The sequence below is a fragment of the Kocuria sp. LHG3120 genome, from assembly GCF_049897445.1.
In the GTDB taxonomy this organism is placed as follows: domain Bacteria; phylum Actinomycetota; class Actinomycetes; order Actinomycetales; family Micrococcaceae; genus Kocuria; species Kocuria rosea.
This window is the reverse complement of record NZ_JAFCWG010000005.1, coordinates 286,796-313,743: the sequence shown is the minus strand read 5'-3', so window position 1 is coordinate 313,743 and position 26,948 is coordinate 286,796. Positions and strand designations below refer to the sequence as shown.

At 74.1% G+C, this 26,948-nt stretch carries 25 protein-coding genes and 1 pseudogene; 9 read left to right on the top strand and 17 right to left on the bottom strand.

The window, feature by feature from the left end; genetic code table 11:
* The first annotated feature begins 26 nt into the window (after positions 1 to 26).
* Positions 27 to 884, top strand: coding sequence for a methyltransferase domain-containing protein (locus tag ACP7CD_RS12295; RefSeq protein ID WP_426120286.1), 858 nt, complete (start codon positions 27 to 29; stop codon positions 882 to 884).
* 26 nt (positions 885 to 910) lie between these two features.
* Entirely contained in the window at positions 911 to 1,882 is a 972-nt protein-coding gene (locus tag ACP7CD_RS12290; RefSeq protein ID WP_426120285.1) for an NAD(P)/FAD-dependent oxidoreductase, read from the top strand.
* A gap of 13 nt (positions 1,883 to 1,895) precedes the next feature.
* On the opposite strand, the gene ACP7CD_RS12285 is transcribed toward ACP7CD_RS12290, so the two are convergent.
* Positions 1,896 to 2,402: an Lrp/AsnC family transcriptional regulator gene (locus ACP7CD_RS12285; RefSeq protein ID WP_095650738.1), complete on the bottom strand. Its 507-nt coding sequence runs from the start codon at positions 2,400 to 2,402 to the stop codon at positions 1,896 to 1,898.
* 115 nt (positions 2,403 to 2,517) lie between these two features.
* Here ACP7CD_RS12285 and ald point away from each other — a divergent pair, with 115 nt between their 5' ends.
* The gene (gene ald / locus ACP7CD_RS12280) at positions 2,518 to 3,639 is read left to right on the top strand and encodes an alanine dehydrogenase (protein WP_095650705.1); all 1,122 of its coding nucleotides are present in this window, start codon (positions 2,518 to 2,520) and stop codon (positions 3,637 to 3,639) included.
* Between the two features lie 86 nt (positions 3,640 to 3,725).
* The gene (locus tag ACP7CD_RS12275; RefSeq protein ID WP_426120284.1) at positions 3,726 to 4,826 is read left to right on the top strand and encodes an alanine racemase; all 1,101 of its coding nucleotides are present in this window, start codon (positions 3,726 to 3,728) and stop codon (positions 4,824 to 4,826) included.
* Positions 4,827 to 4,897: 71 nt separating this feature from the next.
* On the opposite strand, the gene ACP7CD_RS12270 is transcribed toward ACP7CD_RS12275, so the two are convergent.
* Both ACP7CD_RS12270 and ACP7CD_RS12265 read right to left on the bottom strand, forming a co-directional pair.
* Complete coding sequence (locus ACP7CD_RS12270; protein ID WP_426120283.1) at positions 4,898 to 6,445, bottom strand: PTS ascorbate transporter subunit IIC; 1,548 nt, start codon at positions 6,443 to 6,445, stop codon at positions 4,898 to 4,900.
* 14 nt (positions 6,446 to 6,459) lie between these two features.
* On the bottom strand, positions 6,460 to 7,299 hold the full coding sequence (locus ACP7CD_RS12265) for a PTS sugar transporter subunit IIA (RefSeq protein WP_426120282.1): 840 nt from the start codon (positions 7,297 to 7,299) through the stop codon (positions 6,460 to 6,462).
* Between the two features lie 176 nt (positions 7,300 to 7,475).
* Here ACP7CD_RS12265 and ACP7CD_RS12260 point away from each other — a divergent pair, with 176 nt between their 5' ends.
* Positions 7,476 to 8,690 carry an MFS transporter gene (locus ACP7CD_RS12260; protein WP_426120281.1) on the top strand — a complete coding sequence of 405 codons (1,215 nt, stop codon included), beginning with the start codon at positions 7,476 to 7,478 and terminating at the stop codon, positions 8,688 to 8,690.
* A gap of 80 nt (positions 8,691 to 8,770) precedes the next feature.
* Here ACP7CD_RS12260 and ACP7CD_RS12255 read toward each other — a convergent pair whose 3' ends face one another.
* The 4 genes from ACP7CD_RS12255 to ACP7CD_RS12240 all read right to left on the bottom strand — a co-directional run bounded on the left by ACP7CD_RS12255 (position 8,771) and on the right by ACP7CD_RS12240 (position 12,512).
* Positions 8,771 to 9,310, bottom strand: coding sequence for a hypothetical protein (locus ACP7CD_RS12255; protein WP_017831890.1), 540 nt, complete (start codon positions 9,308 to 9,310; stop codon positions 8,771 to 8,773).
* Between the two features lie 112 nt (positions 9,311 to 9,422).
* A complete protein-coding gene (locus ACP7CD_RS12250) occupies positions 9,423 to 10,457 on the bottom strand; it encodes a CNNM domain-containing protein (protein WP_426120280.1) in 1,035 nt (344 codons plus the stop codon).
* Complete coding sequence (locus ACP7CD_RS12245; protein WP_426120278.1) at positions 10,454 to 11,872, bottom strand: hemolysin family protein; 1,419 nt, start codon at positions 11,870 to 11,872, stop codon at positions 10,454 to 10,456. Before ACP7CD_RS12245 ends, ACP7CD_RS12250 begins: the two co-directional genes overlap by 4 nt.
* Positions 11,873 to 12,137: 265 nt before the next feature.
* A complete protein-coding gene (locus tag ACP7CD_RS12240; RefSeq protein ID WP_426120277.1) occupies positions 12,138 to 12,512 on the bottom strand; it encodes a hypothetical protein in 375 nt (124 codons plus the stop codon).
* Between the two features lie 218 nt (positions 12,513 to 12,730).
* Between ACP7CD_RS12240 and ACP7CD_RS12235 the strand changes: the two are divergent.
* Together ACP7CD_RS12235 and ACP7CD_RS12230 are read left to right on the top strand one after the other, a co-directional pair.
* Positions 12,731 to 14,134, top strand: a pseudogene (locus tag ACP7CD_RS12235) (hemolysin family protein).
* Positions 14,131 to 15,177: a hemolysin family protein gene (locus tag ACP7CD_RS12230; protein WP_426120276.1), complete on the top strand. Its 1,047-nt coding sequence runs from the start codon at positions 14,131 to 14,133 to the stop codon at positions 15,175 to 15,177. The pseudogene ACP7CD_RS12235 and the gene ACP7CD_RS12230 overlap by 4 nt, the downstream one beginning before the upstream one ends.
* A gap of 82 nt (positions 15,178 to 15,259) precedes the next feature.
* Here the strand turns inward: ACP7CD_RS12230 and ACP7CD_RS12225 are convergent, their stop codons facing one another.
* The 10 genes from ACP7CD_RS12225 to ACP7CD_RS12180 all read right to left on the bottom strand — a co-directional run bounded on the left by ACP7CD_RS12225 (position 15,260) and on the right by ACP7CD_RS12180 (position 25,669).
* Positions 15,260 to 16,339: a sensor histidine kinase gene (locus tag ACP7CD_RS12225; RefSeq protein ID WP_136341024.1), complete on the bottom strand. Its 1,080-nt coding sequence runs from the start codon at positions 16,337 to 16,339 to the stop codon at positions 15,260 to 15,262.
* Positions 16,340 to 16,392: 53 nt separating this feature from the next.
* On the bottom strand, positions 16,393 to 17,106 hold the full coding sequence (locus tag ACP7CD_RS12220; protein WP_035924143.1) for a response regulator transcription factor: 714 nt from the start codon (positions 17,104 to 17,106) through the stop codon (positions 16,393 to 16,395).
* 222 nt (positions 17,107 to 17,328) lie between these two features.
* Positions 17,329 to 18,339 carry a metal ABC transporter substrate-binding protein gene (locus tag ACP7CD_RS12215; protein WP_426120275.1) on the bottom strand — a complete coding sequence of 337 codons (1,011 nt, stop codon included), beginning with the start codon at positions 18,337 to 18,339 and terminating at the stop codon, positions 17,329 to 17,331.
* 59 nt (positions 18,340 to 18,398) lie between these two features.
* Entirely contained in the window at positions 18,399 to 18,794 is a 396-nt protein-coding gene (locus ACP7CD_RS12210) for a Fur family transcriptional regulator (RefSeq protein WP_017831881.1), read from the bottom strand.
* Positions 18,791 to 19,702: a metal ABC transporter permease gene (locus ACP7CD_RS12205; protein WP_035924571.1), complete on the bottom strand. Its 912-nt coding sequence runs from the start codon at positions 19,700 to 19,702 to the stop codon at positions 18,791 to 18,793. The genes ACP7CD_RS12210 and ACP7CD_RS12205 overlap by 4 nt, the downstream gene beginning before the upstream one ends.
* 2 nt (positions 19,703 to 19,704) lie before the next feature.
* Entirely contained in the window at positions 19,705 to 20,526 is an 822-nt protein-coding gene (locus ACP7CD_RS12200; RefSeq protein WP_052132750.1) for a metal ABC transporter ATP-binding protein, read from the bottom strand.
* Positions 20,527 to 20,600: 74 nt separating this feature from the next.
* Positions 20,601 to 22,451, bottom strand: a complete 1,851-nt coding sequence (locus ACP7CD_RS12195) for an ABC transporter permease subunit (protein WP_426120274.1) — start codon at positions 22,449 to 22,451, stop codon at positions 20,601 to 20,603.
* 20 nt (positions 22,452 to 22,471) lie between these two features.
* Positions 22,472 to 24,022, bottom strand: a complete 1,551-nt coding sequence (locus ACP7CD_RS12190) for an ABC transporter substrate-binding protein (protein WP_426120273.1) — start codon at positions 24,020 to 24,022, stop codon at positions 22,472 to 22,474.
* Between the two features lie 61 nt (positions 24,023 to 24,083).
* Positions 24,084 to 24,857, bottom strand: a complete 774-nt coding sequence (locus tag ACP7CD_RS12185) for an ABC transporter ATP-binding protein (protein WP_368826577.1) — start codon at positions 24,855 to 24,857, stop codon at positions 24,084 to 24,086.
* Positions 24,854 to 25,669, bottom strand: coding sequence for an ATP-binding cassette domain-containing protein (locus ACP7CD_RS12180; protein WP_368826578.1), 816 nt, complete (start codon positions 25,667 to 25,669; stop codon positions 24,854 to 24,856). Before ACP7CD_RS12180 ends, ACP7CD_RS12185 begins: the two co-directional genes overlap by 4 nt.
* A gap of 133 nt (positions 25,670 to 25,802) precedes the next feature.
* On the opposite strand from ACP7CD_RS12180, the gene ACP7CD_RS12175 reads away from it, so the two are divergent.
* Together ACP7CD_RS12175 and ACP7CD_RS12170 are read left to right on the top strand one after the other, a co-directional pair.
* Positions 25,803 to 26,132 (top strand): hypothetical protein, encoded by a 330-nt coding sequence (locus tag ACP7CD_RS12175; RefSeq protein WP_426120272.1) that lies wholly within the window; start codon positions 25,803 to 25,805, stop codon positions 26,130 to 26,132.
* Between the two features lie 356 nt (positions 26,133 to 26,488).
* Positions 26,489 to 26,896 (top strand): four-helix bundle copper-binding protein, encoded by a 408-nt coding sequence (locus tag ACP7CD_RS12170; RefSeq protein WP_426120271.1) that lies wholly within the window; start codon positions 26,489 to 26,491, stop codon positions 26,894 to 26,896.
* The last annotated feature ends 52 nt before the right edge of the window (positions 26,897 to 26,948 follow it).

The following is a 26,948-nucleotide window of genomic DNA, read 5'->3' as shown; positions in this document are numbered from 1 at the left end:
AGGCATTTTGCGCCTACCGTGGAGGCATGACACCGCACGACTCCCCGCACCCGACGGCGGGGCACCACACCCACCTCGCACAGCACGACGACGACGGACTGGCCGAGCTGCTCGAGCTGGACGCCGAGATCCTGGGCCCGCTGCTGGAGGAGGTCCTCGACTGGGTCGCCCAGCAGGTCCGCAGCGCGCCGGGCACGGTCGCGGACATCGGCGCGGGCACCGGGCCCGGCAGCCGGCTCCTGGCCCGCCGCTTCCCGTCGGCGCAGATCGTCGCGATCGACCGGTCGGCACCGAGGCTCGAGCGGCTCCGCGCCGCGGCCGGCGCACCGGGCCCGTCCGACCGGATCCGCACGGTGCAGGCCGATCTGGACACCGCCTGGCCCGAGGTCGGGGCGGTCGACCTCGCCTGGGCGGCCTCCTCGCTGCACGAGCTCGCCGCGCCGGACCGGCTGCTGCGCGAGCTCCATGCCGGGATGCGCCCCGGCGGTCTCCTGGCGGTCGTGGAGATGGACGCGCTGCCGCGGTTCCTGCCCGAGGACATCGGGATCGGCCGCCCGGGCCTGGAGCGCCGCTGCCACGAGGTCCTCTCCCGGGCCCACTGGAACGCCGTGCCCGACTGGGGACCCCGTCTGGAGAAGGCCGGCTTCCGGCCGGCGGGTCGGCGCCGGTTCGGCGTCGAGGCGCTGCCGGCCCCGCCCGGCACGGGGCGCTGGGCGGACCTCTGGCTGCGCCGCGCCCTCCCGGTCCTCGCCGGCCGGTTGGCCGCCGACGACCTGCTCGCCCTCGAGCACCTGCTCACCGAGGACTCCCCCGGCGCGGCCCTGCACCGGGAGGACCTGGTGCTGCGCGCCGGACGCATCGTCTGGGCGGCGCACCGGGCATGAACCACCAGCACGAGAGGACACGGACCATGAACAGCATTTCCGCGTACGACGTCGTCGTCGTCGGAGGCGGCGCGGCCGGCCTGAGCGCCGCCGTCGCCCTGGCGCGCTCCCTGCGCTCGGTGGTCGTGGTGGACGCGGGCGAACCCCGCAACGCCCCGGCCGGCGGCGCGCACAACCTCCTCGGCCGGGAGGGGATCCCGCCGCTCGAGCTGCTGGCCGCCGGCCGGCGGGAGGCGGAGCAGTACGGGGCGGAGATCGTCCGGGACCGCGCCGTCACCGCCCGGGCCGAGGAGGAGGGGTTCACGGTCGGTCTCGCCGGCGGCGGCGTGCTGCGCGCGCGGCGGCTGCTGCTCGCCTCCGGGCTGGTCGACGAGCTGCCCGACGTGCCCGGGGTGGCCGAGCTGTGGGGGCGGAGCGTGCTGCACTGCCCCTACTGCCACGGCTGGGAGGTCCGCGGCCGGCGCATCGGCGTGCTCGGCGCGGGACCCATGAGCATCCACCAGACGCTGCTGTTCCGGCAGCTCAGCGAGGACATCACCTTCTTCCCGCACCGGATGCCCGACCCCGGCGCCGAGGCCTGGGAGCAGCTCTCCGCCCTCGGGGTCCGGGTGGTCGAGGGGCCCGTGCAGCGGCTGCGCACCGACGGGGACGCGCTGCGCGCCGTGGTCCTCGACGACGGGCAGGAGGTCCCGGTGGACGCCCTGGTCGTGGCGCCCCGGTTCGCGGCCCGGGCCGAGCTGTACGAGCAGCTCGGCGGCACCCTGACCGACCACCCGGCCGGGGCGCTCATCGCCACGGGCCCGATGGGCGCCACCGGGATCCCCGGGGTGTGGGCGGCCGGCAACGCCGGCGACCTCTCGGCCATGGTCTCCTCCGCGGCGGGCGCGGGGGTCGGCGCGGCCGCGGCGATCAACGCGGACCTCGTCGCCGAGGAGGCGGCCGCCGCCGTGCGGGCCCGCGCGCAGGGCGCCGCGTCCGGGACGCCCCGGCGCGCCTGAGGGACGGGCCGGGTCAGATCTCCACGGACCCCTGGACGTGCTCGAACACCAGGCTGGTCTGCGTGGCCGCCACCGCCTGGTTGGAGGACAGGTGCTCGAGGACGAACTGGCGGATGTGGTCGGTGTCCCGCGCCGTGACGTGGATCAGGAAGTCGTCCGAGCCCGCCAGGAAGAAGAACTGGGACACCTCCGGCACCGACTTCAGCCCCTCACCGAACGCGGACATCAGGTGCCGGGCGCCGGGCCGCAGGCGCACGCTGATGAGAGCCTCGATGGTGCTCCCGAGCGCCCGGGGGTCCACCTCGACCGTGAACCGGCGGATCACGCCCGAGCGCTGCAGACCCTTCATCCGGGCCAGACAGGTGGACGGCGCCACCCCGAGGGCCTCGCTGAGCGCCTGGTTGGTCGCCCGGGAGTTCTCCCGCAGCAGCGCGAGCAGCCGCCGGTCGAGATCGTCCAGCTCGGGGGCCGGGCGCAGATCCTGCGACGGGCGCCGCGTGTCGTGGCTCACATTGTCCATCATTCCGCCACTTCTCGGTCGATTGCCGAAGGATCGGCGAAAAAGCCCACGGACACGGCCGCAAACCGTAGCTTGATTCCACCCAGTCTACGTTTCCTGCGGAAGAAGGACCCCGATGATCGTCTCCGTCCCCCGTGAAGTGAAGAACAACGAGCACCGCGTGGCCATCACCGCCTCCGGGGTCCACGAACTGGTCGCCCACGGCCACCGCGTTCTCGTGGAGGCCGGCGCCGGCACCGGCTCGGGCATCCCCGACGAGGACTACACCGCCGCCGGGGCCGAGCTCGTGGCCGACGCCGACGAGCTGTGGGCCCGCGCCGACCTGGTGCTGAAGGTCAAGGAGCCCGTGGCCTCCGAGTACCACCGGTTCCGGCGGGGCCTGGTGCTGTTCACCTACCTGCACCTGGCCGCCGAGCCCGAGCTCACCGCGGCGCTGCTGGAGTCCGGGGTGACCGCCATCGCCTACGAGACCGTCCAGACCGCCGACCGGCGGCTGCCCCTGCTGGCCCCCATGAGCGAGGTCGCCGGCCGGCTGTCCGTCCAGGCCGGGGCCGCCGCCCTGACCGCCCCCGCCGGGGGCAAGGGCGTGCTGTTGGGCGGGGTGCCGGGGGTGCGCCCGGCCAAGGTCACCGTGATCGGCGCCGGGGTGGCCGGCACCAACGCCGCGGCGATGGCTGTCGGCCTGGGCGCGGAGGTCACCGTCCTGGACGTGAACGTGGACCGCCTGCGCGAGCTCGACGACCGGTACGCCGGCCGGTTGCGCACGGTCGCCTCGAACAGGTTCGAGATCGAGCGCTCGGTGACCGAGGCGGACCTCGTCGTGGGCTCCGTGCTGATCCCCGGCGCCAAGGCCCCGAAGCTGGTCACCAACGAGATGGTCGCCCGGATGAAGCCGGGCAGCGTCCTGGTGGACATCGCCGTGGACCAGGGCGGGTGCTTCGAGGACAGCCGCCCCACCACCCACCAGGACCCGGTCTTCACGGTGCACGACACCGTCTTCTACTGCGTGGCGAACATGCCCGGCGCGGTGCCGAACACCTCGACCTACGCGCTGACCAACGTCACGCTGCGCTACGCCGTGGCCCTGGCCGACCAGGGTGTCACCGCGGCGCTGGCGGCCGACCCCGCCCTGGCCGCCGGGCTCAACACGATGGCCGGGCACGTGACGCACCGCTCGGTCGGCGAGGCCCACGGCCTAGAGGTCGTCGACCGGTCGGAGCTGCTGCCCGCCGCCTGAGCCGCACGCCCGCGCCGGGAGCGTGGGCCCGCAGGTCCTAGCATGGGCAGAGCGCAGCAGATCAGCATCCCGGCACGAGGAGCCCCATGCACCGCATCCCCGACGAGGTCGACACCCCGGACGTCCTGATCGACCGGGACGTGCTCGAGCGCAACATCGCGCGGATGGCCGCGGCCGTGCGCGAGCGGGGCCTGCTGCTGCGCCCGCACGCCAAGACGCACAAGGTCCCGGAGATCGCGGCGCTGCAGCTCGCCGCCGGCGCGGCCGGGCTGACCGTGGCCACGCTCGGGGAGGCCGAGGTCTTCGCCGCGCACGGGGCCGAGGACCTCTTCGTCGCGTACCCGCTGTGGGTCGGTCCGCGCCAGGCGGAGCGCCTGCGCCGGCTGAGCGCCGCGGCCCGGATCAGCGTGGGGGTGGACTCCGCCGAGGCCGCCGCCGTCATGGGCGGGCAGCTGGGGGACGCGGCGGGAGACGTCGCCGTGGTCGTGGAGATCGACAGCGGCCACCACCGCAGCGGGGTCCGCCCGGAGGCCGCCGCGGACGTCGCCCGGGCCGCGGCCCGGGCCGGGCTGCGGGTCGAGGGCGTCTTCACCTTCCCGGGCCACAGCTACGCCCCGGGCATGCCGGTCGAGGCGGCCGCGCAGGAGCAGCAGGCCCTGGACCGGGCGGCCGGGCAGCTGGCGGCCGCGGGCTTCGAGGTGCTGCGCCGCAGCGGCGGATCCACGCCCAGTGCGCTGCTGACCGACAGCGCCGCGGCCACGGAGGTGCGGCCGGGGGTCTACGTCTTCGGCGACGCCCAGCAGCTGGAGCTCGGCCGGTGCGCTGTCGAGGACATCGCCCTCACCGTGGCCGCGACCGTGGTCAGCCGGCACGAGGGCGGGCACGGGGTGCCGCGGCGGACCGTCCTGGACGCCGGCAGCAAGGTCCTCGGCAGCGACCGGCCCGCCTGGGCCACCGGCTGCGGGCGGCTGATGGACCACCCGGACGCCCGGATCACGGCGCTGTCCGAGCACCACGCCACCGTCGTCTGGCCCGAGGACGCCCCGCTGCCCGCCCTCGGCGAGCGCCTGCGCGTCATCCCCAACCACGTGTGCCTGACCATGAACCTCGTCGACGACGTGGCCGTGGTGCGCGACGGCGCCCTGCTGGAGCGCTGGACCGTGGCCGCGCGGGGCCGCAACTCCTGACCCCGTGGCGCGCCGGGCGGTCCGGGCACGGGCGGACCGGCGCGGGGCAGCGGCGGAGCCGGCCCGGCGGCTCAGCGCGGGGGCGGCGGCGGAGCGGGCGCGCCCTTGGGCGGCGCGATCTTGGGGAACGAGCGGGCGGCACCTGGGGCCGCCGCGTCCTCGGTCTCCGGGGCGCCCGCGGTCCCGGGCCAGGCGCGGCCGGCGGCCGGGTCCCAGCGGGTGTCGACCACCTTGCGCTGCACCGCGATCGCCAGCGCCAGCACGCCGAGCCCGACCAGGGAGATGACCACGATGCCGCCGATGGACCCGATCTTGGCGGCGGAGCCCACGGCGATCCCGAACCAGCCGAAGTCGGCGTCGCCGAAGGTGGTGTTCTCCTCACCGAAGGCGCCGAGGACGGAGAGCAGGAACGCGGGCAGGAACGTGATGATCAGGCCGTTGACGAAGCCGCCGGCGAGGGCTCCGCGGCGCCCTCCGGTCGCGTTGCCGTAGACGCCGGCCGCGCCGCCGGTGAAGAAGTGGGGCACCAGCCCCGGCAGGATCAGGGCGAGGCCGATGGCGGGGTTGAGCCAAACGGAGAGGATGAGCAGCCCGATCAGGCCGCCCACGAAGCTGGAGATGAAGCCGAGCAGCACGGCGTTCTGCGCGTACGGGAAGACGATGGGGGCGTCGAGGGCCGGGATGGCGCCGGGGACGACTTTGGCGGCGATGCCCTGGAAGGCCGGGACGAGCTCGCCCAGGATGGTGCGCACGCCGAAGAGGATGACCGCCACGGCCACGCCGAACTGCAGGCCCTGGGTGATCGACATCATGATGTAGTTGCCCACCCCGGTGGCGCCGCCCTCGAACGCGGTGAAGGCCTCCTCGGTCCCGGCCCGGGCGAGGAAGAGCACGGCGAGGACCACGTACATCAGGGCCATGGACAGGGCAGTGGCCACCATGGAGTCGCGGAGGAAGCGCAGCCCCTCCGGCAGCTTCGTGTCCTCGGTGGACCGGCTCCGCTTCCCCACGACCTGCCCCACGGCGCCGGCGGCGATGTAGCCGGCGGTGCCGAAGTGCCCGATGGCCACGCTGTCGTCGCCGGTGATCCTGCGGGTCCACGGGTGGGCGAGCGCCGGGAGGGAGACCATGAGGATGCCGAGGAGCGCGGCGCCGAGCAGCACGGTCACCCAGCTGCCGTACCCGGCGGTGGCGAGGATGATGGTCAGCATCGTGGCCATGAACAGGACGTGGTGGCCGGTGAGGAAGACGTAGCGCAGCGGGGTGAAGCGGGCGAGCAGCAGGCTCACGGCGAAGCCGAGGATCATCAGCCACGCGACCTGGGCCCCGTACTCGGCCTGGGCGATCCCGGCGATGGCCTCGTTGGTGGGGATCACGCCCTGGGCGCCGGTGGCGCCCAGGATCATGGCCCCCAGGGGTTCCAGGGAGGCGACGACGAGGGTGGCGCCGGCGCCGATCAGCAGGAAGCCGAGGGTCGCCTTGATGGCGCCGCCGATGATCTGGCCGGTGCTCTTGCGCAGGGCGGCCAGGCCCACGGCGGTGATGATGCCGATGAGGAACGCCGGGACGGCGAGGATCTCGCTGACCAGGAACTCGGGGATGCTGACGAGCCAGTTCACGGGAACACCTGCTTCTAGACGTCGTAGAGCTCGCGCAGGGTGGCGTCGAGCTCGGTGGTGCTGGTGAAGTTCTCGATCACCTTCACGGGGACGCCGACGTCCCCGAGGGTGCGGGCGATCTCCCCGGAGGTGAGGATCAGGTCGGCCTCCTTGGCCTTGCCGCGGGCCGAGATGGTGTCGGTCGCCTCGACCGTGAGGTACTTGCCCCACCCCCAGTGGTCGAGCACCTGCTCCAGGGTGTTCTTGAGGAACAGGCTGGTGCCGAGCCCGTTGCCGCAGACGGTGAGGATCTTGTTGCGGCTGTCCGCGGCCGCCTCCGCCGCTCTGGTCGCCGCCGGTTCCGCCGCCGGTTCCGCGGCCGGCGCCTCGTCCGTCGTCGACGGTCGCCGGGACGGCGCCTCCTCCGTCAGCACGGCGAGCACCTCCTCCGGGGTCCTCGCCTCGTCCAGGGCGGTCCGGGTCCTCGGCGAGCCCAGCAGCGTGGCCAGCGTCCGCATGGCCTGGAGGTGCTCCTTCTGGTCCTTCGCGGAGAGGGCGACGACGAGGGTCACGGGGTCGTTCGCCGCGTGCCCGAACTCCACCGGCCGGGCCAGCCGGACCCAGGACATCGCGGTGCGGTGGACCGCCTCCGAGGGCCGGGCGTGGGCGAAGGCGAAGCCCGGCGCCACCACGATGTACGGGCCGTTCTCCTCGACGCTGGTGATCATGGCCTGCGTGTACTCGCTGCTGATGGCGCCCTGGCGCTCGAGCAGCTCACCGGCGAGCGCGATGGCGGCCCGCCAGTCCTCCGCCGGTTCGTCCAGGCAGATCGATCCGAGGTCCAGCAGCCGGCTGAGGTGAGACATACCTGACATGGTATCCCATTCCCGTCCATTTATGTGATCCACATCACATTCATTTTGGCCGATGCATGCGGGAACAGGGGAACCCGTCCCGAGGCCGGGGCCGGATCTGGCAGGCTGACAGGAGCACCTGCCCCGCCGGCAGGAGATCACTGCACCAGATCACCGCACTGTCGGGGAGGACCGAGATGAGCCAGCGCTCCGTGCCCGCGCACGCCCTGCCGTGGGTCGTCGTCGGCATCGTGCTCGTCGCCCTGAGCCTGCGCGGGCCGATCATCGCCCCGACCCCCGTGATCACCCAGCTCCAGTCCGACCTCGGGCTCTCGGCGGCGACCGCGGGCCTGCTCACGGGGCTGCCGGTGCTGCTGTTCGCCCTGGCCACCCCGCTGGCCTCGAAGCTCATCGGACGCTTCGGCCCGGAGGCCGCGGTCCTGGTGTGCCTGAGCGGCGTGCTGGCCGGGACCGTGGTCCGTTCGGCCGGTCCCGCCCCGGTGGTCCTGGCCGGCACCGTGGTCATCGGTGCTGCGATCGCCGTCGGCAACATCGTGGTCCCGGTGATCATCCGCCGCGACGTCCCCTGGCGCCGGATCCCCACGGTCACCGCCGCCTACACCGCCGCCCTCAATCTCGGGTCGATGATCACCGCCCTGGGCACCGCCCCGCTCGCCGCGCTGGTCGGCTGGCGCTGGGCGCTGGCCTCCTGGGGCGTGCTGACGCTGGCGGCCCTGGTGTTCTGGCTGGTCGTGGCGCGCCGCCGGGCCGGCACGCCGCGCACCACCCCCGCCCCGGCCGAACCCGACACGGCCACCGGGGCGCTGCGGCAGGCCCGGGGCACCACGCAGATCCGGCGCATCGGCTGGTGGCTGACGCTGGCCTTCTGCGGGCAGGCCATCGCCTACTACTCCGTCACCGCCTGGCTGCCCACCCTGCTGGCCGACACCCGCGGGCTGAGCCTGGCGGCCTCCGGGGCCGGGGCCTCCCTGTTCCAGGTCGCCGCCATCGCCGGGGCCCTAGGGGTGCCCCTCCTGGCCGCCCGCGCCCCGGCGTGGGCGCCGGTGGCCGTCATCGGGGCGCTGTGGATCACTCTTCCCGTCGGGCTGCTGATCGCCCCCGAGTACTACCTGGTGTGGTCCGCCGTCGGCGGCGTCGCCCAGGGCGGGGGGTTCACCACGATCTTCTCGATCGTCGCGCGCATCGTCCGGACCGACGCCGAGGCCGCGGCGACCTCCGCCCGCATCCAGGGCAGCGGCTACCTCGCCGCGACGGCCGGCCCGCCGCTGATCGGGGCCCTCAACGCCGGCACCGGGGGGTGGACCGTCCCGCTGCTGGTCGTCCTCGCCGCCACCGTGGTGTTCCTGGTCGGAGGGCTTCTGGCCGTCGCGGAGACCCGCCGCCTCCGCTAGGGGCGACCTCCCCGGAGCCCGGCACGCGGGGTCCGAGGGCGCCTCCGAGGAGGCCGGTAGAGGGCCGGTCGAGGGGAGAGTCAGTCGAGCTCCACCACGGTGACCGGCAGGGGCAGGGACTCGGCGGTGAAGGTGGTCTGTTCGGAGAAGGGGACCCCCGCCTCGTCCCGGCCGAAGCACAGGGCGAGCACCTCCCCCGGCTCGGTGCCGGCCATGAGGGTCCAGTGCTGGCCGACCGCGTCCACGGCGTGGGCCTGGTGGTCGAGGTCCGCCTCGCCCTCGACGTCGGCGAAGCGGGCCCGGTAGGCCTCCAGCTCCTCGGGGGTCTGGAGCACCCCGGCGGAGACGACCGCCTCCTCGTCGCCGGTGACGGCCGGGGCCACCGGATAGGCGATGCGGAACGGCGGCTCGAGGACCTCCAGCAGCTCCCGGGCGGGCGTGGCGTCGTCGCCGCGCAGCCACAGCCGGCCCGTGCCGTCGACGAAGCCCGTGTACTCCTCGTCGTTGGGGTAGAAGCAGAGGAACCCCGAGCCCGGGATGCGCGCGGCCAGCCCGGTGAGGTCCGCGGCGTGCTCCACGGTCAGGAAGCGGGTGAGGGGCTCCAGCAGCAGGGGTTCCACGGGTGATGTCTCCTAGCGGGGCGGCGGGGCGGTGGGACGACGACGGGGCGGTCGCGCCCGGACGCTCTACGCTACGCCGCCGCCGCCCGGTCGTGGGACGGTCCCGTCCTCCTCACCGGCCCGTGGGCCTGTCGGCGGCGAGTTCCCGGGGCAGGACCCGCCGCAGGACGTCGGAGAGGGTGATCACTCCCACGAAGCGGCCCTCGTGCACGACAGCCGCGAACTGCTCCCCGGCCGCGCGGATCCGGGCCAGGGCCTCGTAGACCGGGGTGTCGGCGTCGAGCACGAACGCGGGGCGGGCAAGGTCCCGGACGGGCCGGTCCGGGGGCTCGAGCAGCGTGTCGCGCACGTGGACCACTCCGGGCGTGCCGGCGCCGGGGTCCTCCACGAGGATCCGCAGGTGCCCCGAGCGGGCGGCGGCCGCCTGCACGTCGGCCGCGGTGGCCCGGACCGGCACGGTGGTCGGCGTCGCGCCCGGTGCGACCAGCGCTTCGACGGTGAGCTGCTCGAGCTCGAGCACGCCGGAGAGCTGGGTGCGGAAGGACGGGTCGAGCGCGCCCACGGAGGCCGAGTGCTCGACGAGGTGCCGGATCGTGTCGACGTCCTGGCCGCCGACGGCCGCCCGGTCCACCGGGGTGACGCCGCTGGCCGCGACCAGCCGGTTGGCGATCGCGTTGACCCACACCAGCAGCGGCCGCACGACCCAGATGAAGCCGCGCGAGGGCACGCCGATGAGCTTGGCCGAGGTCTCCGGGTACGCGATCGCCCACGACTTGGGCGCCATCTCCCCCACCACGAGGTGGAGGAACGTCACGAACAGCAGGGAGAGACCGAAGGCGGCGCCGTCGGCCAGCCCCTCGGGCGCGCCCCAGGAAACGAACACGGGGCTGAGCCACGCGTCGACCGCCGGCTTGGTGACGGCGCCGAGGGCGAACGTGCACGCGGTGATGCCCAGCTGGGCACCGGCGAGCATGATGGTCAGCTCGTTGATGCCGCGCAGCGCGGCGCGGGCGGAGCGGTTGGTCGCCGCCTCGGCCTCGAGCCGGTGGCGGCGGGCGCCCAGCAGGGCGAACTCGACGATGACGAAGAACGCGCTGAGCACGATGAGCAGCACGGTCACGGCGGTGACGATCAGCGGATCGCTCATCGGTCCTCCTCCTTCTCGGCGCCGGTCCGGGCGGCGGTGTCCGCCACGTCGTCGGCACCCTCGGCGGTGGTCTCGACGAGCCGCACGAGCAGCTCGCTGGGCACGTGCCGGGAGAGCTCCAGCACCTCGACGTCGAGCACCCGGTGGACCGGCTCGTCCCGGACGAGGTCGCGAGGGTCGTCGGGCAGCTCGACCCGCACCACCTCCCCGGAGACCGGGAGCTCACCGCGCTGGGCGATGAGCAGGCCCGAGATGGTCTCGTAGTCGCCCTCCGGCAGCTCGTGGCCGACCGCGCGCTCGACCTCGTCGACGTGGATGTCGCCGGTCATCCGCCAGGTGTCCCCGTGCTCGGGCGTGATGGTGGCGGGCGGCTCGTCGTCGTGCTCGTCGGTGATCTCCCCGACCAGCTCCTCGGCCAGGTCCTCCACGGTCAGGATGCCGGCGAAGCCGCCGTACTCGTCGATGACGCAGGCGAGCTCGTTGCGCGACTCCGTCAGCTGCGCCAGTGCGTCCGGCAGCGACATGAGCGTGGGCAGCACCAGCGGGGGCGCCATCATGGTCGAGACCGCGGCGTCATCGGGCACGCCCCCGCGCAGCAGATCGGCCAGCTGGACGACGCCGAGGGGCTCCTCGGTCGCGGAGATCACCGGGTAGCGGGTGTGCTCCTGCGCCATGAGGACGCGCAGCTCGCCCACGGTGGTGTCCGGGGAGACCGTGCCGACCTGCGACCGCGGGATCATGGCGTGCTCCACGTCCTGGTCGGGGAAGTCGATGATGCGGTCGATGAGCACCGAGAGCTCCTCGGGCAGGTCTCCGCTCTCGCGGGAGTCGGCGACGATGCGCTCGAGGTCCTCCACGGTCGCGGTCGTGTCGACGTCGTGCACCGGCTCGATCCGGAACAGTCGGAGCAGCGCGTTGGCGGCGTGGTCGAACACGGTGATCAGCCACCCGAAGAGGCCGAGGTAGATCGTGGTGGAGCGGGCCAGCCCGCGGGCGAGCGGTTCGGCGTTGGCGATCGCCAGGTTCTTCGGGTACAGCTCCCCGAAGATCATCTGCACCACGGCGGCCACGACCAGCGCGCCCACCGTCCCCACCGAGATGCTCAGCGCGGCCGGCACCCCGGCGGCGCCGAGCAGCACGCCCACGGACTCCCCCACCATGGGCTCGGCCACGTAGCCGATGAGCAGACCGGTGACGGTGATGCCCAGCTGGGCGCCGGAGAGCATGAAGGAGGTGCGGCGGGTGACCTTCAGGGCGCGCTGGGCGGCCTTGTCGCCGGCCTCGGCGCGCGCGCCGAGCTTGACGCGGTCGACCGACATGTAGGCGAACTCCTGGGCCACGAAGTACCCGTTGGCGGCGATGATCGCCAGGATCACGACGATGCCGAGGAGCAGGGTGAGAATCGCACCGATCATCGGGAGCTCACCCCTGGATCGGGGGAGCCGGGCCGGAGCCTGCGGCGGGGGTCAGTCGTTGCGGGAGAAGGACAACTGTCGCCCGGGTCGTCGGACGACCCGGGTCTCGCAGGCAAGGGGCCCATCGGGCTGGTTCACGCTCTCCATGATCGGGGGTCTGGAACGTCCCACAGTCTATTTGCCGTCGGACGCCCCTACGTGACGACGCCCCACATTCCGGGCTGACGCACAGGTTCGACGGTGCACGGGGGGATCGGGCCGGGGCCTACTGGAACAGCGGCATCAGCAGTCCCAGGAGCACCAGGCCCGCCCCGCAGACCGCCAGCACCCAGACCGGGCGGTGCGGGGTGCTCAGTCTCCACTGCTCGGGGTGCCGGGAGTGGAACCAGACGACCACCTCGGCCCCGTGAGCAGGGACGGGCACCGGCGGGTGGTGCCAGGGCTCCTCGTGGATCTCGTAGCGCGTGGTGTGCCAGCGCAGGCAGTGCGCCCCGTCCCGGAGGATGTGGATCGCCTCGGTCCGGTGCCACCGGACGTGCAGGCAGCGGATGATCACGGCCGCCGCAACCAGGGCCAGACCGGCGTTGGTCGCGGCGGCGCCGAGCACCTCGAGCAGGGCCGCTCCACTGAGTCCGGTCACGGCCCGAGCCTACTGGCGGGCTGCGCCGGTTCTCATCCGCCTTTCATCTTTCCCAGCCTTCTCCCGGCTGGGATTGCTAGATTTCCTCGTTCCTGCGGCCTGATGCTGGGCCGCCCTGTGCACGAGTAAGATACGGAGATCATGAGCGCCCACTGCGACGCGCCCTGTGACAGACCCCGGCCTTCGGGCCGTGCAGATGTGACGAGGTGGTGGGGCTGATGGAAGTACTGTCGATCCTCCTCGGGGTGGCCCTGATCGCCGCCTGCGGGGCCTTCGTGGCCGCCGAGTTCTCGCTGATCACCGTCAACCGCAACGACGTCGAGGCCGCCGCGGCCACGGGTGACCGCCGTTCGGGCGGGGTGCTGCGGGCGATGAAGACCCTGTCCACGCAGCTCTCCGGAGCGCAGCTGGGCATCACCGTGACGAACCTGGGCATCGGCTTCCTGGCCGAGCCGGCCATCGCCGCCCTGATCGTGGGCGCGCTCACCGACGCCGGGCTGTCCCCGGTGGCGGCCCGCTCCACCTCCGTCGTGCTGGCGCTGGTGCTGGCGACCGGCCTGACCATGATCTTCGGGGAGCTGGTGCCCAAGAACCTGGCCATCTCCAAGCCGCTGGCCACCGCGCGTGCGGTGAGCGGGTTCCAGCGCGGTTTCACCAGAGCCCTGGCCTGGCCGATCCGGCTGTTCAACGGCAACGCCAACCGCATCGTGCGCGCCCTCGGGGTGGAGCCGCAGGAGGAGCTGGCTTCGACCCGCTCCCCCGAGGAGCTCGCCGGGCTGGTACGCCACTCCGCCGTGCGGGGGGCGCTGGCCGCGGCCACCGCCGAGCTGGTCGAGCGCTCCTTCGCCTTCGGCGACCGCCGCGCCCACGACGTGATGACCCCCCGGGGTCAGATGACCACCCTGGCCCCGGACGCGTCCGTGCACGAGCTGCTGGCCGCGGCCAAGGCCTCGGGGCACTCGCGCTTCCCCGTCCTCGACGCGGACGAGGGCGCGGTCCTGGGCCAGGTGCACGTGCGCCACGGCCTGGCCGTGCCCTACCGCGAGCGGAACGCCGTTACCGTGGGAACGGTCATGGACGAGGTGACCTTCGTCCCGGACACGGTGGAGCTGGACGAGCTGATGGACACCCTGCGCGCCGGGGGCCTGCAGATGGCGGTGCTGATCGACGAGTTCGGCGACACCGCCGGGCTGGTCACCCTGGAGGACCTGGTCGAGGAGCTCGTCGGAGAGGTGCGCGACGAGCACGACCCCGAGCCTGCGCCGGTCACGGTGGAGCCGGACGGGTCCTGAGACCTCTCCGCGGCGCTGCGCCCGGACGAGGCCGCCGAGCACCTCGGCGCGGCGGTCCCCGAGCACGAGGACTACGAGACGCTCGCCGGGCTCGTGACCCTGCACCTGGGCCGGCTGGCCGAGGTCGGGGACCGGGTCACGGTGGCGGCCGCCCCCGCGCCCGGTGCACCGGAGGCCACGATCACCTTCGAGGTCACCGCGCTGGACGTCCACCGCATCACCGCGGTGCACGCCCGCGTCCACCGCCCCGGTGACGGGACGGCACCCGAGGACGGCGCGGAGGACCGCGCCGTGGAAGTGCCCGCCCACCAGAAGGAGTCCGCCCGATGAGCGAGATCACCGGCCTGATCCTGACCGTGGTGCTCCTGGGCGCCAAAGCGTTCTTCGTCGGCGCGGAGTTCGCCCTGATCTCCGCCCGCCGCACCATCATCGAGCCCAGGGCGCTGTCCGGGTCCTGGGCCGCGAGGGTGACCCTGGGGGCCATGGAGAACGTCTCGCTGATGATGGCCGGCGCGCAGCTGGGCATCACCATCTGCTCCCTGGCCCTGGGCTACATCAGCGAACCGGCCATCGCCCACCTGCTGGAGGTGCCCTTCGCCGCGATCGGCGTCCCGGAGGCCTTCGTGCACCCGATCGCCTTCGCGATCGCGCTGTCGCTGGTGACCTACCTGCACGTGGTGTTCGGGGAGATGGTGCCCAAGAACATCGCCCTGGCCGGCCCGGAGCGCATGGCCGTGGTCCTGGCCCCCGTCCTGGTGGGCATCGTCACCGCCCTGCGCCCGCTGCTGTGGCTGCTCAACGGCGTCGCCAACGTGATCCTGCGGCTGCTGAAGGTGGAGCCCAAGGACGAGGTCACCTCGGTGTTCACCCGTGACGAGGTCGCGGCCCTGGTCGAGGAGTCCCGCCACGGCGGTCTGCTGGAGGCCAACGACGAGCGGCTGCTGCTGGGGGCCCTGACCTTCGAGCAGCGCAGCGTGACCGGGATCGTGATCCCGCTGGACGGGGTCACCACCCTGCCCGCCGGGGTCACCCCCGCCCAGGCCGAGACGGTGGCCGCCGGAGGGTTCTCCCGGTTCCCCATCTTCGACGTCTTCGGGGAACTCGCCGGGTACGTGCACATCAAGGACCTGATCGAGATCGACGAGGCCGCCCGGGACACCCCGATCGACCCGTCCCTGATCCGCGCGCTGCCCACGATCGACCGGGACATGCCCCTGCGCCGGGCCCTGGCCCTGATGCAGAACTCCGGGGCCCACCTCGGCCTCGTGCTCGACGAGCGCGGCAGGACCGAGGGCATCGTCACCCTGGAGGACATGCTGGAGGAGCTCGTCGGGCAGATCCGCGACGACAGCCGCACGCTCAGGACCGTCTGAGGCTGCGGACGGAGGCACCAGCCCCACGCGCGGTCCCCGAGAGGCCGGCGGCGGACCCGGAGGTCGCCGGCGTCCGGCGGGCTCAGCCGGCGGGGCGACGGCGGGGCAGGTGGATCCGGAAGCTGGCGCCGCGGCCGGGACCGTCACTGGTGGCCTCCAGCGTTCCGCCCTGGGCCTCGACCAGGGCCCTGCTGATCGCCAGGCCCAGCCCCGAGCCTCCGCGGTGGGCCTCCCGGCCGGTGTTCGCGCGGTAGAAGCGCTCGAAGACGTGCGGGAGGCTCTCCGCGCTGATGCCCTCCCCGGTGTCGGTGACGGTGTAGGTGACCGCCTCGGCGGTGTGGTCGGTGCGCAGGGCGATGGCGCCCCCGGCCGGGGTGTGGCGCAGGGCGTTCTCCAGCAGGTTGCTCAGCACCTGGCCCATCCGCTCCGGGTCCAGCGGCACCGGGGCGGTCTCCGGGCCGGTGCTCAGCGCGGTGATGGACACGCCCTTGCCGGCGGCGTCGGGCTCGATGGCCGCGACCGCCTGGCCCGCCAGGTGCTGAGGGTCCTGGAGCGTGAGCTGCGGCCGGGTCATGCCCTCTTCGGCAGCCGTGAGCTGGCGGATGTCGTGGGCCAGGCGCTCCAGGCGGGTGATCTGGGCGTTGAGGATCCCGGTGGTGTGCTCGTCCAGGGCGACCACCCCGTCCTCGACGCCTTCCAGATGGCCCTTGAGGCTGGCCAGCGGGGTGCGCATCTCGTGGGCCAGGTCGGCGAGCATCTGGCGCCGCGTGGTGTCCACCGCACTGAGCTTGGCGGCCATTCCGTTGAAGGAGCCGGCCAGGGCGTCGAACTCCGGCCCCAGCGCGGCGGAGGTCACGCGCACGTCGTAGTTGCCCGCGGCCACCTCTTCGGCCGCGGTGCTGAAGGACGCCAGGGACCGCCCGATGATGCGGTAGAGGTAGAAGCTGAGCAGCCCGGCGATGCAGAGGGCAGTGAGCCCGCCGATGGCCAGGGCCATCAGACTCACCGAGCGGAAGGCGTCCTCCAGATGATCCAGTCCGTCGGCCTCGTCGTAGTGACCGGCGTCGATGAGCTCTTCGTGGAACATGTCCGGCCCGACCAGGACCGCGGTGATCATCACGATCACCAGCCCGCTGAGCAGCACCGAGGTCTGTGCCAGCATCAACCGCACGGTCAGCGATCTCCATGACCGGGTCCGGGACGGGGCACTGGTGCTCACCGTCCGGCCCCCATCCGGTAACCGACGCCGCGGATGGTCTGAATGAACTTCGGGCCGGCGGCCTCGTCGCCGAGCTTCTTGCGGATCCGCCCGATGTGCACGTCCACCAGGTGTGCGTCACCGGTCCAGGCGGCGTCCCAGACCATCTCCACCAGCTGCCGGCGCGAGAGCACCACCTGCGGGTGGGCCGCCAGGGCGGCCAGCAGGTCGAACTCGATCCGGGTCAGCGCCACCGGCTCCCCGCCCACGCGGACCTCCCGGGCGGCCTCGTCCACCACCAGGTCCCCGACCACGAGCTCCCGGTCCGGCCGCGCCGGGGCGGGTGCGGGGCCGGTGCGGGCCCGGCGCAGCATGGCCTGGACCCGGGCCACGAGCTCGCGCGGGCTGAACGGCTTGGTCACGTAGTCGTCGGCTCCCACCGACAGGCCCACGATCTTGTCGATCTCGTCGTCGCGGGCGGTGAGCATCAGCACGTGGCAGTCGGAGAAGGTCCGCACCTGACGGCATACCTCGACCCCGTCGATTCCCGGCAGCCCCAGATCCAGCACGAGGACCTGTGGCGCGAAGTCCCGCACCGCGGCCACCGCGTCGGTGCCGTCGTGCCGTACTGCGACGTCGAGTCCGGCCTTGCGCAGATAGCCCGCGACCAGCTGCGCGAGGTCGGCCTCGTCGTCGACCACCAGCACACGACCCGCGGGAGGTGAGGACATCGTGGCTCCTTCGTCGGCGGCGCCCGCTCAGGAGCGGGCGGGGCCCGGGTCCACCGCGTCATGGTGCGGAGAGGCTGCGCCCACGGTGGTCCCCGTCGTCCTGTTCACGGTTCCCATTCTCCCCCACCGCGCCCGTGCGCGGTGGGGGACCGCCGGATCCGTCTCGGGACGGTCCGTCACCTCGCGGGCGTCCCCGGGCCCCGTGAAGGCGGCTGTGCAGCCCTAGGCACAGTCCAGCGCGGTGCGCAGCGCCTCGAGGTTGTTGCGCATGACCTGCTGGTAGTCGGCGCTCTCGTCGGACTGGTTCTCCACCGGGTCCAGGACCGCCGTCTCGATCCCGTGCTCGGCCGCCAGGGTCTCGGCGACCTTCGGGTTGACCAGGGACTCCGAGAACACCGTGGTGACGCCCTCGGCCTCGACCACCTTGCCGATCTCGGCCAGCCGGGCCGGGGAGGGCTCGGTGTCGGGGTCGAGCCCGGCGATGGCCACCTGCTCGAGGTCGTACTTGTCCGCCAGGTATCCGTAGGCGTCGTGGGACACCACGATGGTGTCCCGCTCACAGGTGGCCAGCCCCGCGGCGAACTCCTCGTCCAGGGCGGCCAGCTCCGTGGCCAGCTCCTCGGCGTTGGACTCGTAGGTCTCGGCGTTGTCCGGGTCGACCTCGGCCAGCTCGTGGGCGACCTCCGTGGCCACCGCGGCGAGCCGGTCGGGCTCCAGCCAGAAGTGCGGGTCCTCCCCGCCGTGGTCGTGCCCGTGGTCGTCCTCGGCGTGCGGCTCCTCGGCGGAGGCCTCGTCGCCGTGGGCCTCCTCGGTGTGGGACTCCTCCGCGGCCCCGTGCTCCTCGGCGGAGTGGGCCTCCTCGCCCTCCACCCCGGCGTGCACCGCGTCGAGGGCGTGCTCGGGGGCGGCCTGGGCCACGGCGTCGTCGACCGCCGGCTGGAAACCGGAGAGGTACACCACGGCGTCCGCGGTGCGCAGTCCGTCGACGGCGGCCGGGGACAGCTCCAGGTCGTGCGGCTCGGCCCCGGCGGGGGTCAACGAGTCCACCTGCACGAGGTCCCCGCCGACGCGCTCGGTGACGTACTGCAGCGGGTAGAAGGAGGCCTGCACGCTCAGGGTCCCGCTCGATCCCCCGCCGGCGGCCGACGGGTCGCCCGAGCCGGAGGCGCAGGAGGACAGGGCGAGAGCGGCGGTCAGGGACAGCGGGACGGCGAGGGCACGCGACAGGGTCATGAGAACAATTCTCAGTCAATCTGAGAATCATTGTCAAAACGGCCGCGATGGGCCGACCCTCAGACGTCGTGCCGGCACGCCTCGCAGGTCCCGTGGAGCTCGATGGCGTGGGAGACCTCGGTGAACCCGTGCCGGCGGGCGGTCTGGGCGGCCCACCGCTCGACGGCGGTCTCGGCCACCTCCACGGTGCGGCCGCAGCGGCGGCACACCAGGTGGTGGTGGTGCTCGGTGCGCCGGCACCGGCGGTACCGGGTCTCCCCGCCGGGGGCGGCGAGGGCGTCGACCTCCCCGGCCTCGGCCAGGGCGCCGAGGTTGCGGTAGACGGTGGCGAGGGAGACGGACTCCCCCTGCTCCCCCAGCAGGGCGTGGAGCTGCTGGGCGGAGCGGAACTCCGGGGTCCGTTCGAGCAGCTCGGCCAGGGCGGAGCGCTGCCGGGTGGTCCGGGACACGGTCACGCCCCTCGCAGCTGGAGGTCGTCCTCGACGTCGTGGAGGCGATCCGGCGCGCCGTGGCGCCGGGCGCGCCCCAGGAGGGGGCGGAGGAGCAGCGCCAGCACGTAGCAGGCGATGGCCAGCACCACGATCGTGGCCCCGGGGGACAGCGGGTGGAAGTAGGTGATGGACAGGCCGGTGACGCAGACCCCGACCCCGACGGCCATGGCCGTCCCCATGGTCCCGGCGAAGGAGCGGGTGACCAGCTGGGCCACGGCCACCGGGACGATCATCACGGCGGAGACCAGGAGGACGCCGACCACGCGCATCGACACGGAGACGGTCAGGGCGGCCATGACGGCCACCATGATGTTCAGCGCCCGCACCGGCAGACCGGTGGCGAGGGCGAACTCCTCGTCGTGGCACAGGGAGAACAGCGCCGGGCGCAGTCCGAGCCCGAGGCCGAGGACCACCGCGGCCAGCCCGGCGGTGAGCCAGACGTCCAGGGGGGTGACGGTGGCGATGGACCCGAAGAGGTAGCCGGTGAGGTTCGCCGACGTGCCGCCGGCCAGCCCGATCAGCAGCACGCCGCCGGCGATGCCGCCGTAGAACAGCAGGGCCAGCGCCACGTCGCCACTGGTGCGCCCCTTGGTGCGCATCACCTCGATGAGCACCGCGCCGATGACCGCGGCGACCACCGCCCCAGGCACGGCGAGGGCGTCGTGCGGGGTGAGTCCGGCCGCCGAGCCGGCCAGCCAGCCCATGGCCACCCCGGTCAGCGCGACGTGGCCGATGCCGTCGCCGAGCAGCGCCAGGCGCCGCTGGACCAGGTAGGTGCCGATCACCGGCGCGGAGACGCCCACGAGGGCGGCGATCAGCAGGCCGCGCTGCATCAGCGGACTGGCCAGCATGGCGGCGAGGGTCTCGATCATGGTCACTGGGGCTTTCCGTGGAGATCAGGGGCGGTCGGGACGGCGGAGTGCTCGTCCCCGTGGGGGTGCAGGTGCTCGTGATCGGGGGCGTCGTGCCCGGGGGCCGGCAGCGGAGGGCTGCCGTCGTGGACGATGCGCCCGTGGCGCAGCACCACGGCGCGGTCCAGCAGCGGGGCCAGCTCGCCCAGCTCGTGGAGCACCACCAGGAGCGTGGTGCCGTCGGCCTGCAGCTGCGCCAGGATGCGGGCCATGGCCTCCTTGGAGACCTGGTCCACCCCGGACAGGGGCTCGTCCAGCAGCAGCAGCCGGGGCCGCCGCACCAGTGCCCGGGCGATCAGCACCCGCTGCTGCTGGCCGCCGGAGAAGATCGCCACACTCTCGCGCGCCCGGTCGGCCAGTCCCACCTGCTCCAGGGCGTCGAGGCACGCGCGCCGGGCCCCGGGGCCGGGGCGGAGGCGCCGGTGTCCCGTCAGTCCCGAGGCCACGACCTCGAGCGCGGTGGCCGGCACCCCGGCGCCGACGCCGACGCGCTGGGGGACGTAGCCGATGCGCGACCACGGCACGGCCCGGCGCGCGCCGGTGACGTCGGCGCCGAACAGCCGGGCCTCGCCGGAGTCGACGGGCACGATCCCGAGCAGGGACTTGATGAGGGTCGACTTCCCGGAGCCGTTGCCGCCCATCAGGGCCACGGCCTCGCCCTCGGCCACAGCGAGGTCGACCCCGCGCAGCACCGGAGTGGCGCCGAGGACCACGGTGAGGTCCTCCGTGCGGATCGCCGAGCGGTCCGCGGGGGCCGGTGCCTCCGGCGTGGATCGAAGTTTCATGAGAGCCATTCTCAAGAAAATGAGAACGATGGTCAATTCGGCACCGGTTCCGCGGCGGACCGGTGCCGCCGGGATCAGCGCCGCGCCGGCTGCACGGCGGACCGCACGGCGTCCTCCACGCGGCGCGGAACGGACCGCGCGGCAGGAGACGCCGTGGCGGCAGGTCCCGTCTCGGCAGGCCCCCGCCCAGGACGGGCCGTCCGCCTCGCGACGTCGGCGCTGGAGAGTGAGACTGCCAGGACGGAGGCGAGCACCAGGGCACCCGCGGGCCCGAGCACGGTCCAGGGGGCGCGCTCGACGTAGCCGATGCCCTCGGCCAGCAGCAGCCCCCACTCCGGGGCCGGCGGCTGCTGCCCCAGGCCCAGGAAGCCGAGGCCGGCAATGGCCAGGGCGGTGCCGGGCAGGCGCAGGACCGCGTGCCGGGTCACCTCCGGCAGCAGGGTGGGCAGGACGGTCCCGGCCAGGATGCGGGTCCGGCCCACCCCGAGCAGGGGCAGCACCCGGACGTAGGGCCGGGCCGAGATCTCGGCCACGAGGGCGGCGGTGTGGGCGGCCAGCGGTGCCCAGCTCACCAGGGTGACGGCCAGGGCGGCTCCAGCCGCGGAGGGGCCGGCCACCGCCACGACGAGGATGCCGGCGATGATCGGCGGTGCCGCGTTGGTGACCTCGACCGGCCCGGTGGACCACGTCCCGGTCATCCCGACGGCCAGACCGATGACCAGGCAGGCGGCGACCACGACCAGGGCCAGGCCCAGGGTGTCCAGGGCGCCGTGGCCCACGCGCGCCAGCACGTCGCGGCCGGACGCGTCGGCCCCCAGCGGGAGCGCCCAGGAGGGCGCTTCGAGCCGCCCGTGGGCGGAGGCGTAGGGGTCCCGGAGCAGTCCGGCGACGACGAGCCACAGCAGCAGGGCCCCCGAGACGACCGGCACCGTCCACCACGCCCGGCGCCGCCCCGGGGGCGGCCCGGGGACGGGCAGGTCCCCGGAGCGGGCGGCCGGCCCCAGCAGCGCCCGGCGGGCCAGGGCGGCCAGGGCACCGCACAGCGCGGCGAGCACGAGCAGGAGCAGGAGCAGGATCCCCGCCTGCAGGGCGGGGATGTCCTGGGCCGCCGCGGCCCCGAGCAGGGTCCGGCCCAGGCCGGGGATCGCGAAGACCTCCTCGACCGGCACCGCCCCGCCGGTGAGCCCGACGACGACGAGAGCGATCTGCCCGATCACCCCGGGCAGGGCCCGGTGCAGCGCCGCGAGCGCGATCCGCGGCCGGGAGTGCCCGGCCACGGCCCAGGTGTGCACCCAGCGCTCGGTGAAGGCGCCGGCCAGGGCGGTCGAGAGCAGCCGGCCGATCAGCCCGCCCCCGGGCAGGCCGAGCGCCAGGGCCGGGAGCACCACGTGCTCGGGCCCCTGCCATCCGTAGGGCGGGAGCCAGCCCGCCCAGACGGCCACGACGATCAGCAGCACCGCCGCCAGCAGGAACTCCGGCAGCGCGGTCAGCGCGGCGGCCGCCGCCCCGGCCCCGCGGACGGGGCGCCCGGCGAGCCCGCTGCGGACGGTGGGCACACAGGTCACGGCGGCCACGAGCAGGGCGACGAGCAGGGCCGCGCCCATCAGCGTCAGGGACACCCCCATGGACTCCAGGACGCCGGGCAGGACCGGGCGCCCGCTGATCCAGGAGGTGCCGAGGTCCCCGGTGAGGACGCCGGACGCCCAGTCGGCGAAGACGGCCACCGGGCCGCCGTCCAGGCCCAGCTCGGTCCGGATCTGGGCCAGCACCTCCGGGGTGGCCGGCCGGTCCGCGTAGCGGGCGCGCAGCACCGTGTACTCCGGGCTGCTGCCCGAGAGCCACGGCAGGGCCCCGATCAGCAGGACGACGGCGGCGAAGGCCGCGGCGCGGGAGATCAGGGCCGCAGCCCCTCCCCGTCCCCTCACTCGGCCCGTCACTCGGCCCGTCACTCGGAGACGGCGGTCTCGGCCGTGATCAGCTCGCGCTCGCGCGGATCGCGGACCGCGCCCTCCACGCCGTCCTGCTCACCCTGGATGACGCGCTCGTGGAGCATCGGGATCGCCGCGTCCTCGGCCAGGATCGCCGCTTCGGCGGCCATGATCGCCTCCTGGCGCTCCTCGCCGGGAGCGGCCTGCTCCGCGGCGGTCAGGGCGTCGTCGACGGCCCCGGAGCAGAACCGGGAGAGGTTGAACGAGCCCTCGCAGCCGAAGTCGCTGACCATGTAGGCCACCGGGTCCCCCGAGTCGAGCACCGTGGCGCGGGAGAGGATGAAGGCGTCGAAGTCGCCGTCCAGGGCGTCGGCCTCGATGTACTGGTACTCGCGCACCTCGAGCTCCACCTCGAAGCCGGCGGTCTCGAGCTGCTGCTGGAGCTGGACGGCGACCTCGGGCAGCTCGGCCCGGTCGGTGAAGGTGCCGATGGTGATCTTCCGCCCGGCCGGGTCCCCGGCCTCGGCGCGGTCGGCCAGCGCCTCGCGGTAGGCGTCGGTGTCCCGGCCCTCCGCGGCGTAGGGGATCGCCGGGCCCAGCAGTCCCGCGGCCGCGTCGGCCCGGCCCTCGTAGACCCCGTCCACGATGCGCCGCGGGTCCAGGGCCTCCCGGGCGGCGGCGCGCAGGGCGGGGTCGGCGAACGGTCCGTCCTCGGTGTTGAGGTAGAGCGTGTTGGTGCGCGGCATCGGCACCTCCTCGAGGAGGTCCTCCTCGACCTGGGCGGCCTGGCCCACGGGCACGGCCTCGACGACGTCGGCCTCGCCGGTGCGCAGCGCGGCGGCCCGGGCAGTGCCGTCGGGCACGAAGGACACGTCGATGCCGGCCGCGACCGCGGCGCCAGCCCAGTGGTCGTCGTAGCGCTCCAGGGTGGCCCCGGAGGTGCCGTCCACGGCGGTGAGCTCGAACGGACCCGTGCCGTGGCCCACCGGGGTCACGGCGGCGCCCTCGTAGGCGGCCGGGGCCAGGATCGACAGCTGCGGGCTGGACAGCCGCTGCGGGACCAGCGGGTCGGTCTCGGCGGTGGTGACCCGCACGGTGTCGCCCTCGGCGTCCACGCTCATCTCCACCCCGTCCAGGATGCGCGGGGCCGGCTCCGCCTCCACCGCGTGGGCGAGTGAGGCGGCGGCGTTCTCCGCGGTGAGCGCGGTGCCGTCGTGGAAGGTGACGCCGTCCCGGATCGTGAAGGACCAGGTGGTGTCGTCGAGCTGCTCCCACTCGGTGGCCAGCATCGGCTGGGCGTCCCCGGCCTCGTCCAGCCGGACCAGGGTCTCGGCGGTGGACCAGCGGGAGAGCTTGAAGGCGTCGTCGCTCAGCGGGGACAGCCCCGAGCGCGGCGGCTGCAGCATGGCGAGCTCGATCCGGGCGCCGGTCGAGCCGCCGGCTCCCCCGGCGGAGGAGGTGCCGGAGCCCTCGGAGAAGCAGCCGGTGAGCAGCAGCAGGCTGACCGCGGCGAGGCCGAGCCCGGTGCGGCGCCGGGCGGGACGGGGAGCAGAGGGGCGAGGTGGCATCAGGAGGCCCTTTCGGTGGGGGTGAGCGGTGGTGGGTGACAGGGATGGTGCGGCCGACGGCTCAGGGGGCCAGGTGCGGAACCGCATCCACCAGCTCCTGCGTGGTCGGGTGGCGCGGCGTCTCGAGCAGCCGGTCGACGGGGCCCCCCTCCACCACCTGGCCGTGGTCGAGCACCAGCGCCCGGCGGCAGAGGAAGCGGACCGCAGTGAGGTCGTGGGAGACGAACAGCAGCCCCAGTCCCTCTTGGACGTGCTGCTCCCGGAGCAGGTCCAGCACCTGGTGGCGCAGCGGCAGGTCGAGGCCGCTGACCGCCTCGTCGGCCAGGAGGATCCGCGGCCGGGTCACCAGGGCCCGGGCGATCGCCACGCGCTGGGCCTGACCGCCGGAGAGCTCGTGGGCGCGCCGGCCCAGGTGCTCGGCGCCGAGGCCGACCCGCTCCAGGGCGTCCCGGACCAGGCGGGCGTGGTCGCCCGCGATGCGGAAGCGGCGCAGCGGTTCCCGCAGCTGGCGTTCGACGCTGCGCCGCGGGTCCAGGCTGGACGCGGGGTCCTGCGGGACGTACTGCACGGCCTGCCTGGCCCGCCGGATCTGCTGCCGGCCGGTCAGGGGGACGCCGTCGAAGCGGATCTCGCCCCGGTCCGGGCGCTCGACGCCCAGCAGCAGGGACAGCAGCGTGGACTTGCCCGATCCGGAGGGGCCGACCAGGCCCAGCGACTCCCCCTCGCGCACCGCGAGGTCGACATCGCGCACCGCGGCCACGGCGCCGGAGCGCGTGCCGTAGCTCCTGGTGAGCCCGAGACCGTGCAGTGCGGCGGGTTCCGCCGCCCGGCTCACGAGGCCACGCCCAGCGGGGCGGCAGCCGGCGGAGCCGCGGCGGACCGGAGACCGGTGCGGGCGGCCTCGACCAGGGCCGCCGTGAAGGGCGCCTGCGGCGATCCGACCACCTGCCGGATCGGACCGGACTCGACCACCCGTCCCCGGTCCAGGACCACGACGTCGTCGCACAGGTCGGCGGCGACCGCCAGGTCGTGGGTGACGAACAGCAGCCCGCCGCGGCCTGCGCCGGTGCACCGGCGCAGGGCCTCGACCACGTGGCGCTGGCTGATCATGTCCAGCGCCGTGGTCGGCTCGTCGGCCACCAGCAGGTCCGGGGCGGCGGCCATGGCGAGCGCCAGGCACACCCGCTGCCGCTGCCCGCCCGACAGCTGGGAGGGGTGGGCCCGCAGGATCCGCGCCGGGTCCTCGAAGCCGACCTCGTGGAGCAGGTCCGCCACGACCCGGCCGGCGGCCGCCGCACCGAGCCGGCGCCGGCGGGCCACGGCGGGCAGCAGCTGCCGGTCCAGGCGCACCACGGGGTTCAGCGCGGCCTGGGAGTCCTGGAAGACCGCGGCCATTCCCGGACGCCGCCCGGGAGCCTGCCGCCACGGCAGCTCACGGCCGGCGACCCGCAGGGAGCCCTGCACGCCGAAGCGGTGCCCGAGCAGACCCAGCAGGGCCAGCACCGTCAGGGACTTCCCCGATCCCGAGGCGCCGAGCAGGGCCACCCGCCGGCCGGGCGGCACCTGGAAACCCACACCCTGCAACAGCGGCCGTCCGGCCAGGGCCACGTCGAGCCCCCGCACGTCCACTCCGGTCGCACCGCGCATGCTTCCCCCTTGCCAAAACCGGCCTCAACAAGTTTTCATGGTAATGAGTTTCATTCTCAGCAACAAAACCGGCGGCACGGCGTTCAGGAGTCGCCGGTCCGCCACCTCGTTCGCCGACCCAGGAGGGCATCCCATGACCCGCAAGAGCGCCCCGCGCAGGACCAGCACCGACGCCAGCGGTCCCCTGGTCGCGGTCTGCCAGGGTCACCGGTGCGCCGGCCTGCGCCGGATGACCGGGACCGCCGAGCAGGCGGAGGACCTCCAGGAGGTGGTCAGGGGCACGGCCGGGGCCGTCCTGATCTCGTCCCCGTGCCTGGGGCGGTGCGAGATGGCCGCGCTGGTCGCCGTCGCACGGCGGGACGGGCTCAGCGGGCACGTGGGTCCCACCGTGTGGCTGAGCGGGCTCGAGGACGTGCAGCGGGCGGAGGCGCTGAACCGCTGGGTCACCTCCGGCGGTCCGTAGCGGATCCACCAGCCCGAGCACGGCGCGCCGCCGTCCTTGCGGGACGCCGTGCTCGGCTTCGGCCCGCCGCCCACGGTGTCCCGCCGCACCCGCTGAGCCGTCAGCGCAGCGGAGGCGGGACGCTCGGCTCGGCGAGGTCGGAGCGCGCGCCGGAGACCGGGAGACGGCCCCGGCGTGACCGGCAGCGGCGGCCGGCGCCGACCGGTTCGTCCGCCCCCTCCGTGGCCGGGGGTTTCTTCACGGAATCTTCAACGCCCAGGACTTCACGACGCCGGATCGGCAGTTTACTGTCGGTTGCACGGCGGTCCGGTTCCGGCCAGTCCGCACCACGGCAGGACGGACGAAGGAGCGAGACCATGACCCACGTGACCTCGATGCTCGAGACCTACCCGAAGGACCTGGGGAACATCGACCGGCAGAAGCTGGCCGAGTGCATCGCGGCGTGCTTCGAGTGCGCCCAGACCTGCACCGCCTGCGCCGACGCCTGTCTGGCCGAGGACATGGTCGCGGAGCTGACCGAGTGCATCCGCAAGAACCTGGACTGCGCGGACGTCTGCGCCGCCACCGGCAGGGCGCTCTCCCGTCAGACCGGCAACAACGCCGAGGTCGGCCGGGCCCTGCTCGAGGCGTGCCGCACCGCGTGCAAGGCCTGCGGGGACGAGTGCGAGCAGCACGCCGAGATGCACGAGCACTGCAAGGTCTGCGCCGAGGCCTGCCGCCGCTGCGAGCAGGCCTGCGCCGACCTCCTCGCCTCGCTGGGCTGAGCCCGGCGGAGCGCCGGTCCGGGCGCGGCGCGGATCCGCGCACCGGGCTTCC

What these genes read in the sequence shown, in the direction of transcription:
- ACP7CD_RS12205 (WP_035924571.1), bottom strand. Translation starts at nt 19,702, where the DNA reads ATGATCGAGACCCTCGCCGCCATGCTGGCCAGTCCGCTGATGCAGCGC.
- ACP7CD_RS12200 (WP_052132750.1), bottom strand. Translation starts at nt 20,526, where the DNA reads ATGAAACTTCGATCCACGCCGGAGGCACCGGCCCCCGCGGACCGCTCG.
- ACP7CD_RS12220 (WP_035924143.1), bottom strand. Translation starts at nt 17,106, where the DNA reads ATGTCCTCACCTCCCGCGGGTCGTGTGCTGGTGGTCGACGACGAGGCC.
- ACP7CD_RS12245 (WP_426120278.1), bottom strand. Translation starts at nt 11,872, where the DNA reads ATGATCGGTGCGATTCTCACCCTGCTCCTCGGCATCGTCGTGATCCTG.
- ACP7CD_RS12190 (WP_426120273.1), bottom strand. Translation starts at nt 24,022, where the DNA reads ATGCCACCTCGCCCCTCTGCTCCCCGTCCCGCCCGGCGCCGCACCGGG.
- ACP7CD_RS12180 (WP_368826578.1), bottom strand. Translation starts at nt 25,669, where the DNA reads ATGCGCGGTGCGACCGGAGTGGACGTGCGGGGGCTCGACGTGGCCCTG.
- ACP7CD_RS12275 (WP_426120284.1), top strand. Translation starts at nt 3,726, where the DNA reads ATGCACCGCATCCCCGACGAGGTCGACACCCCGGACGTCCTGATCGAC.
- ACP7CD_RS12230 (WP_426120276.1), top strand. Translation starts at nt 14,131, where the DNA reads ATGAGCGAGATCACCGGCCTGATCCTGACCGTGGTGCTCCTGGGCGCC.
- ACP7CD_RS12170 (WP_426120271.1), top strand. Translation starts at nt 26,489, where the DNA reads ATGACCCACGTGACCTCGATGCTCGAGACCTACCCGAAGGACCTGGGG.
- ACP7CD_RS12250 (WP_426120280.1), bottom strand. Translation starts at nt 10,457, where the DNA reads ATGAGCGATCCGCTGATCGTCACCGCCGTGACCGTGCTGCTCATCGTG.
- ACP7CD_RS12295 (WP_426120286.1), top strand. Translation starts at nt 27, where the DNA reads ATGACACCGCACGACTCCCCGCACCCGACGGCGGGGCACCACACCCAC.
- ald (WP_095650705.1), top strand. Translation starts at nt 2,518, where the DNA reads ATGATCGTCTCCGTCCCCCGTGAAGTGAAGAACAACGAGCACCGCGTG.
- ACP7CD_RS12225 (WP_136341024.1), bottom strand. Translation starts at nt 16,339, where the DNA reads ATGCTGGCACAGACCTCGGTGCTGCTCAGCGGGCTGGTGATCGTGATG.
- ACP7CD_RS12290 (WP_426120285.1), top strand. Translation starts at nt 911, where the DNA reads ATGAACAGCATTTCCGCGTACGACGTCGTCGTCGTCGGAGGCGGCGCG.
- ACP7CD_RS12265 (WP_426120282.1), bottom strand. Translation starts at nt 7,299, where the DNA reads ATGTCAGGTATGTCTCACCTCAGCCGGCTGCTGGACCTCGGATCGATC.
- ACP7CD_RS12285 (WP_095650738.1), bottom strand. Translation starts at nt 2,402, where the DNA reads ATGGACAATGTGAGCCACGACACGCGGCGCCCGTCGCAGGATCTGCGC.
- ACP7CD_RS12215 (WP_426120275.1), bottom strand. Translation starts at nt 18,339, where the DNA reads ATGACCCTGTCGCGTGCCCTCGCCGTCCCGCTGTCCCTGACCGCCGCT.
- ACP7CD_RS12175 (WP_426120272.1), top strand. Translation starts at nt 25,803, where the DNA reads ATGACCCGCAAGAGCGCCCCGCGCAGGACCAGCACCGACGCCAGCGGT.
- ACP7CD_RS12260 (WP_426120281.1), top strand. Translation starts at nt 7,476, where the DNA reads ATGAGCCAGCGCTCCGTGCCCGCGCACGCCCTGCCGTGGGTCGTCGTC.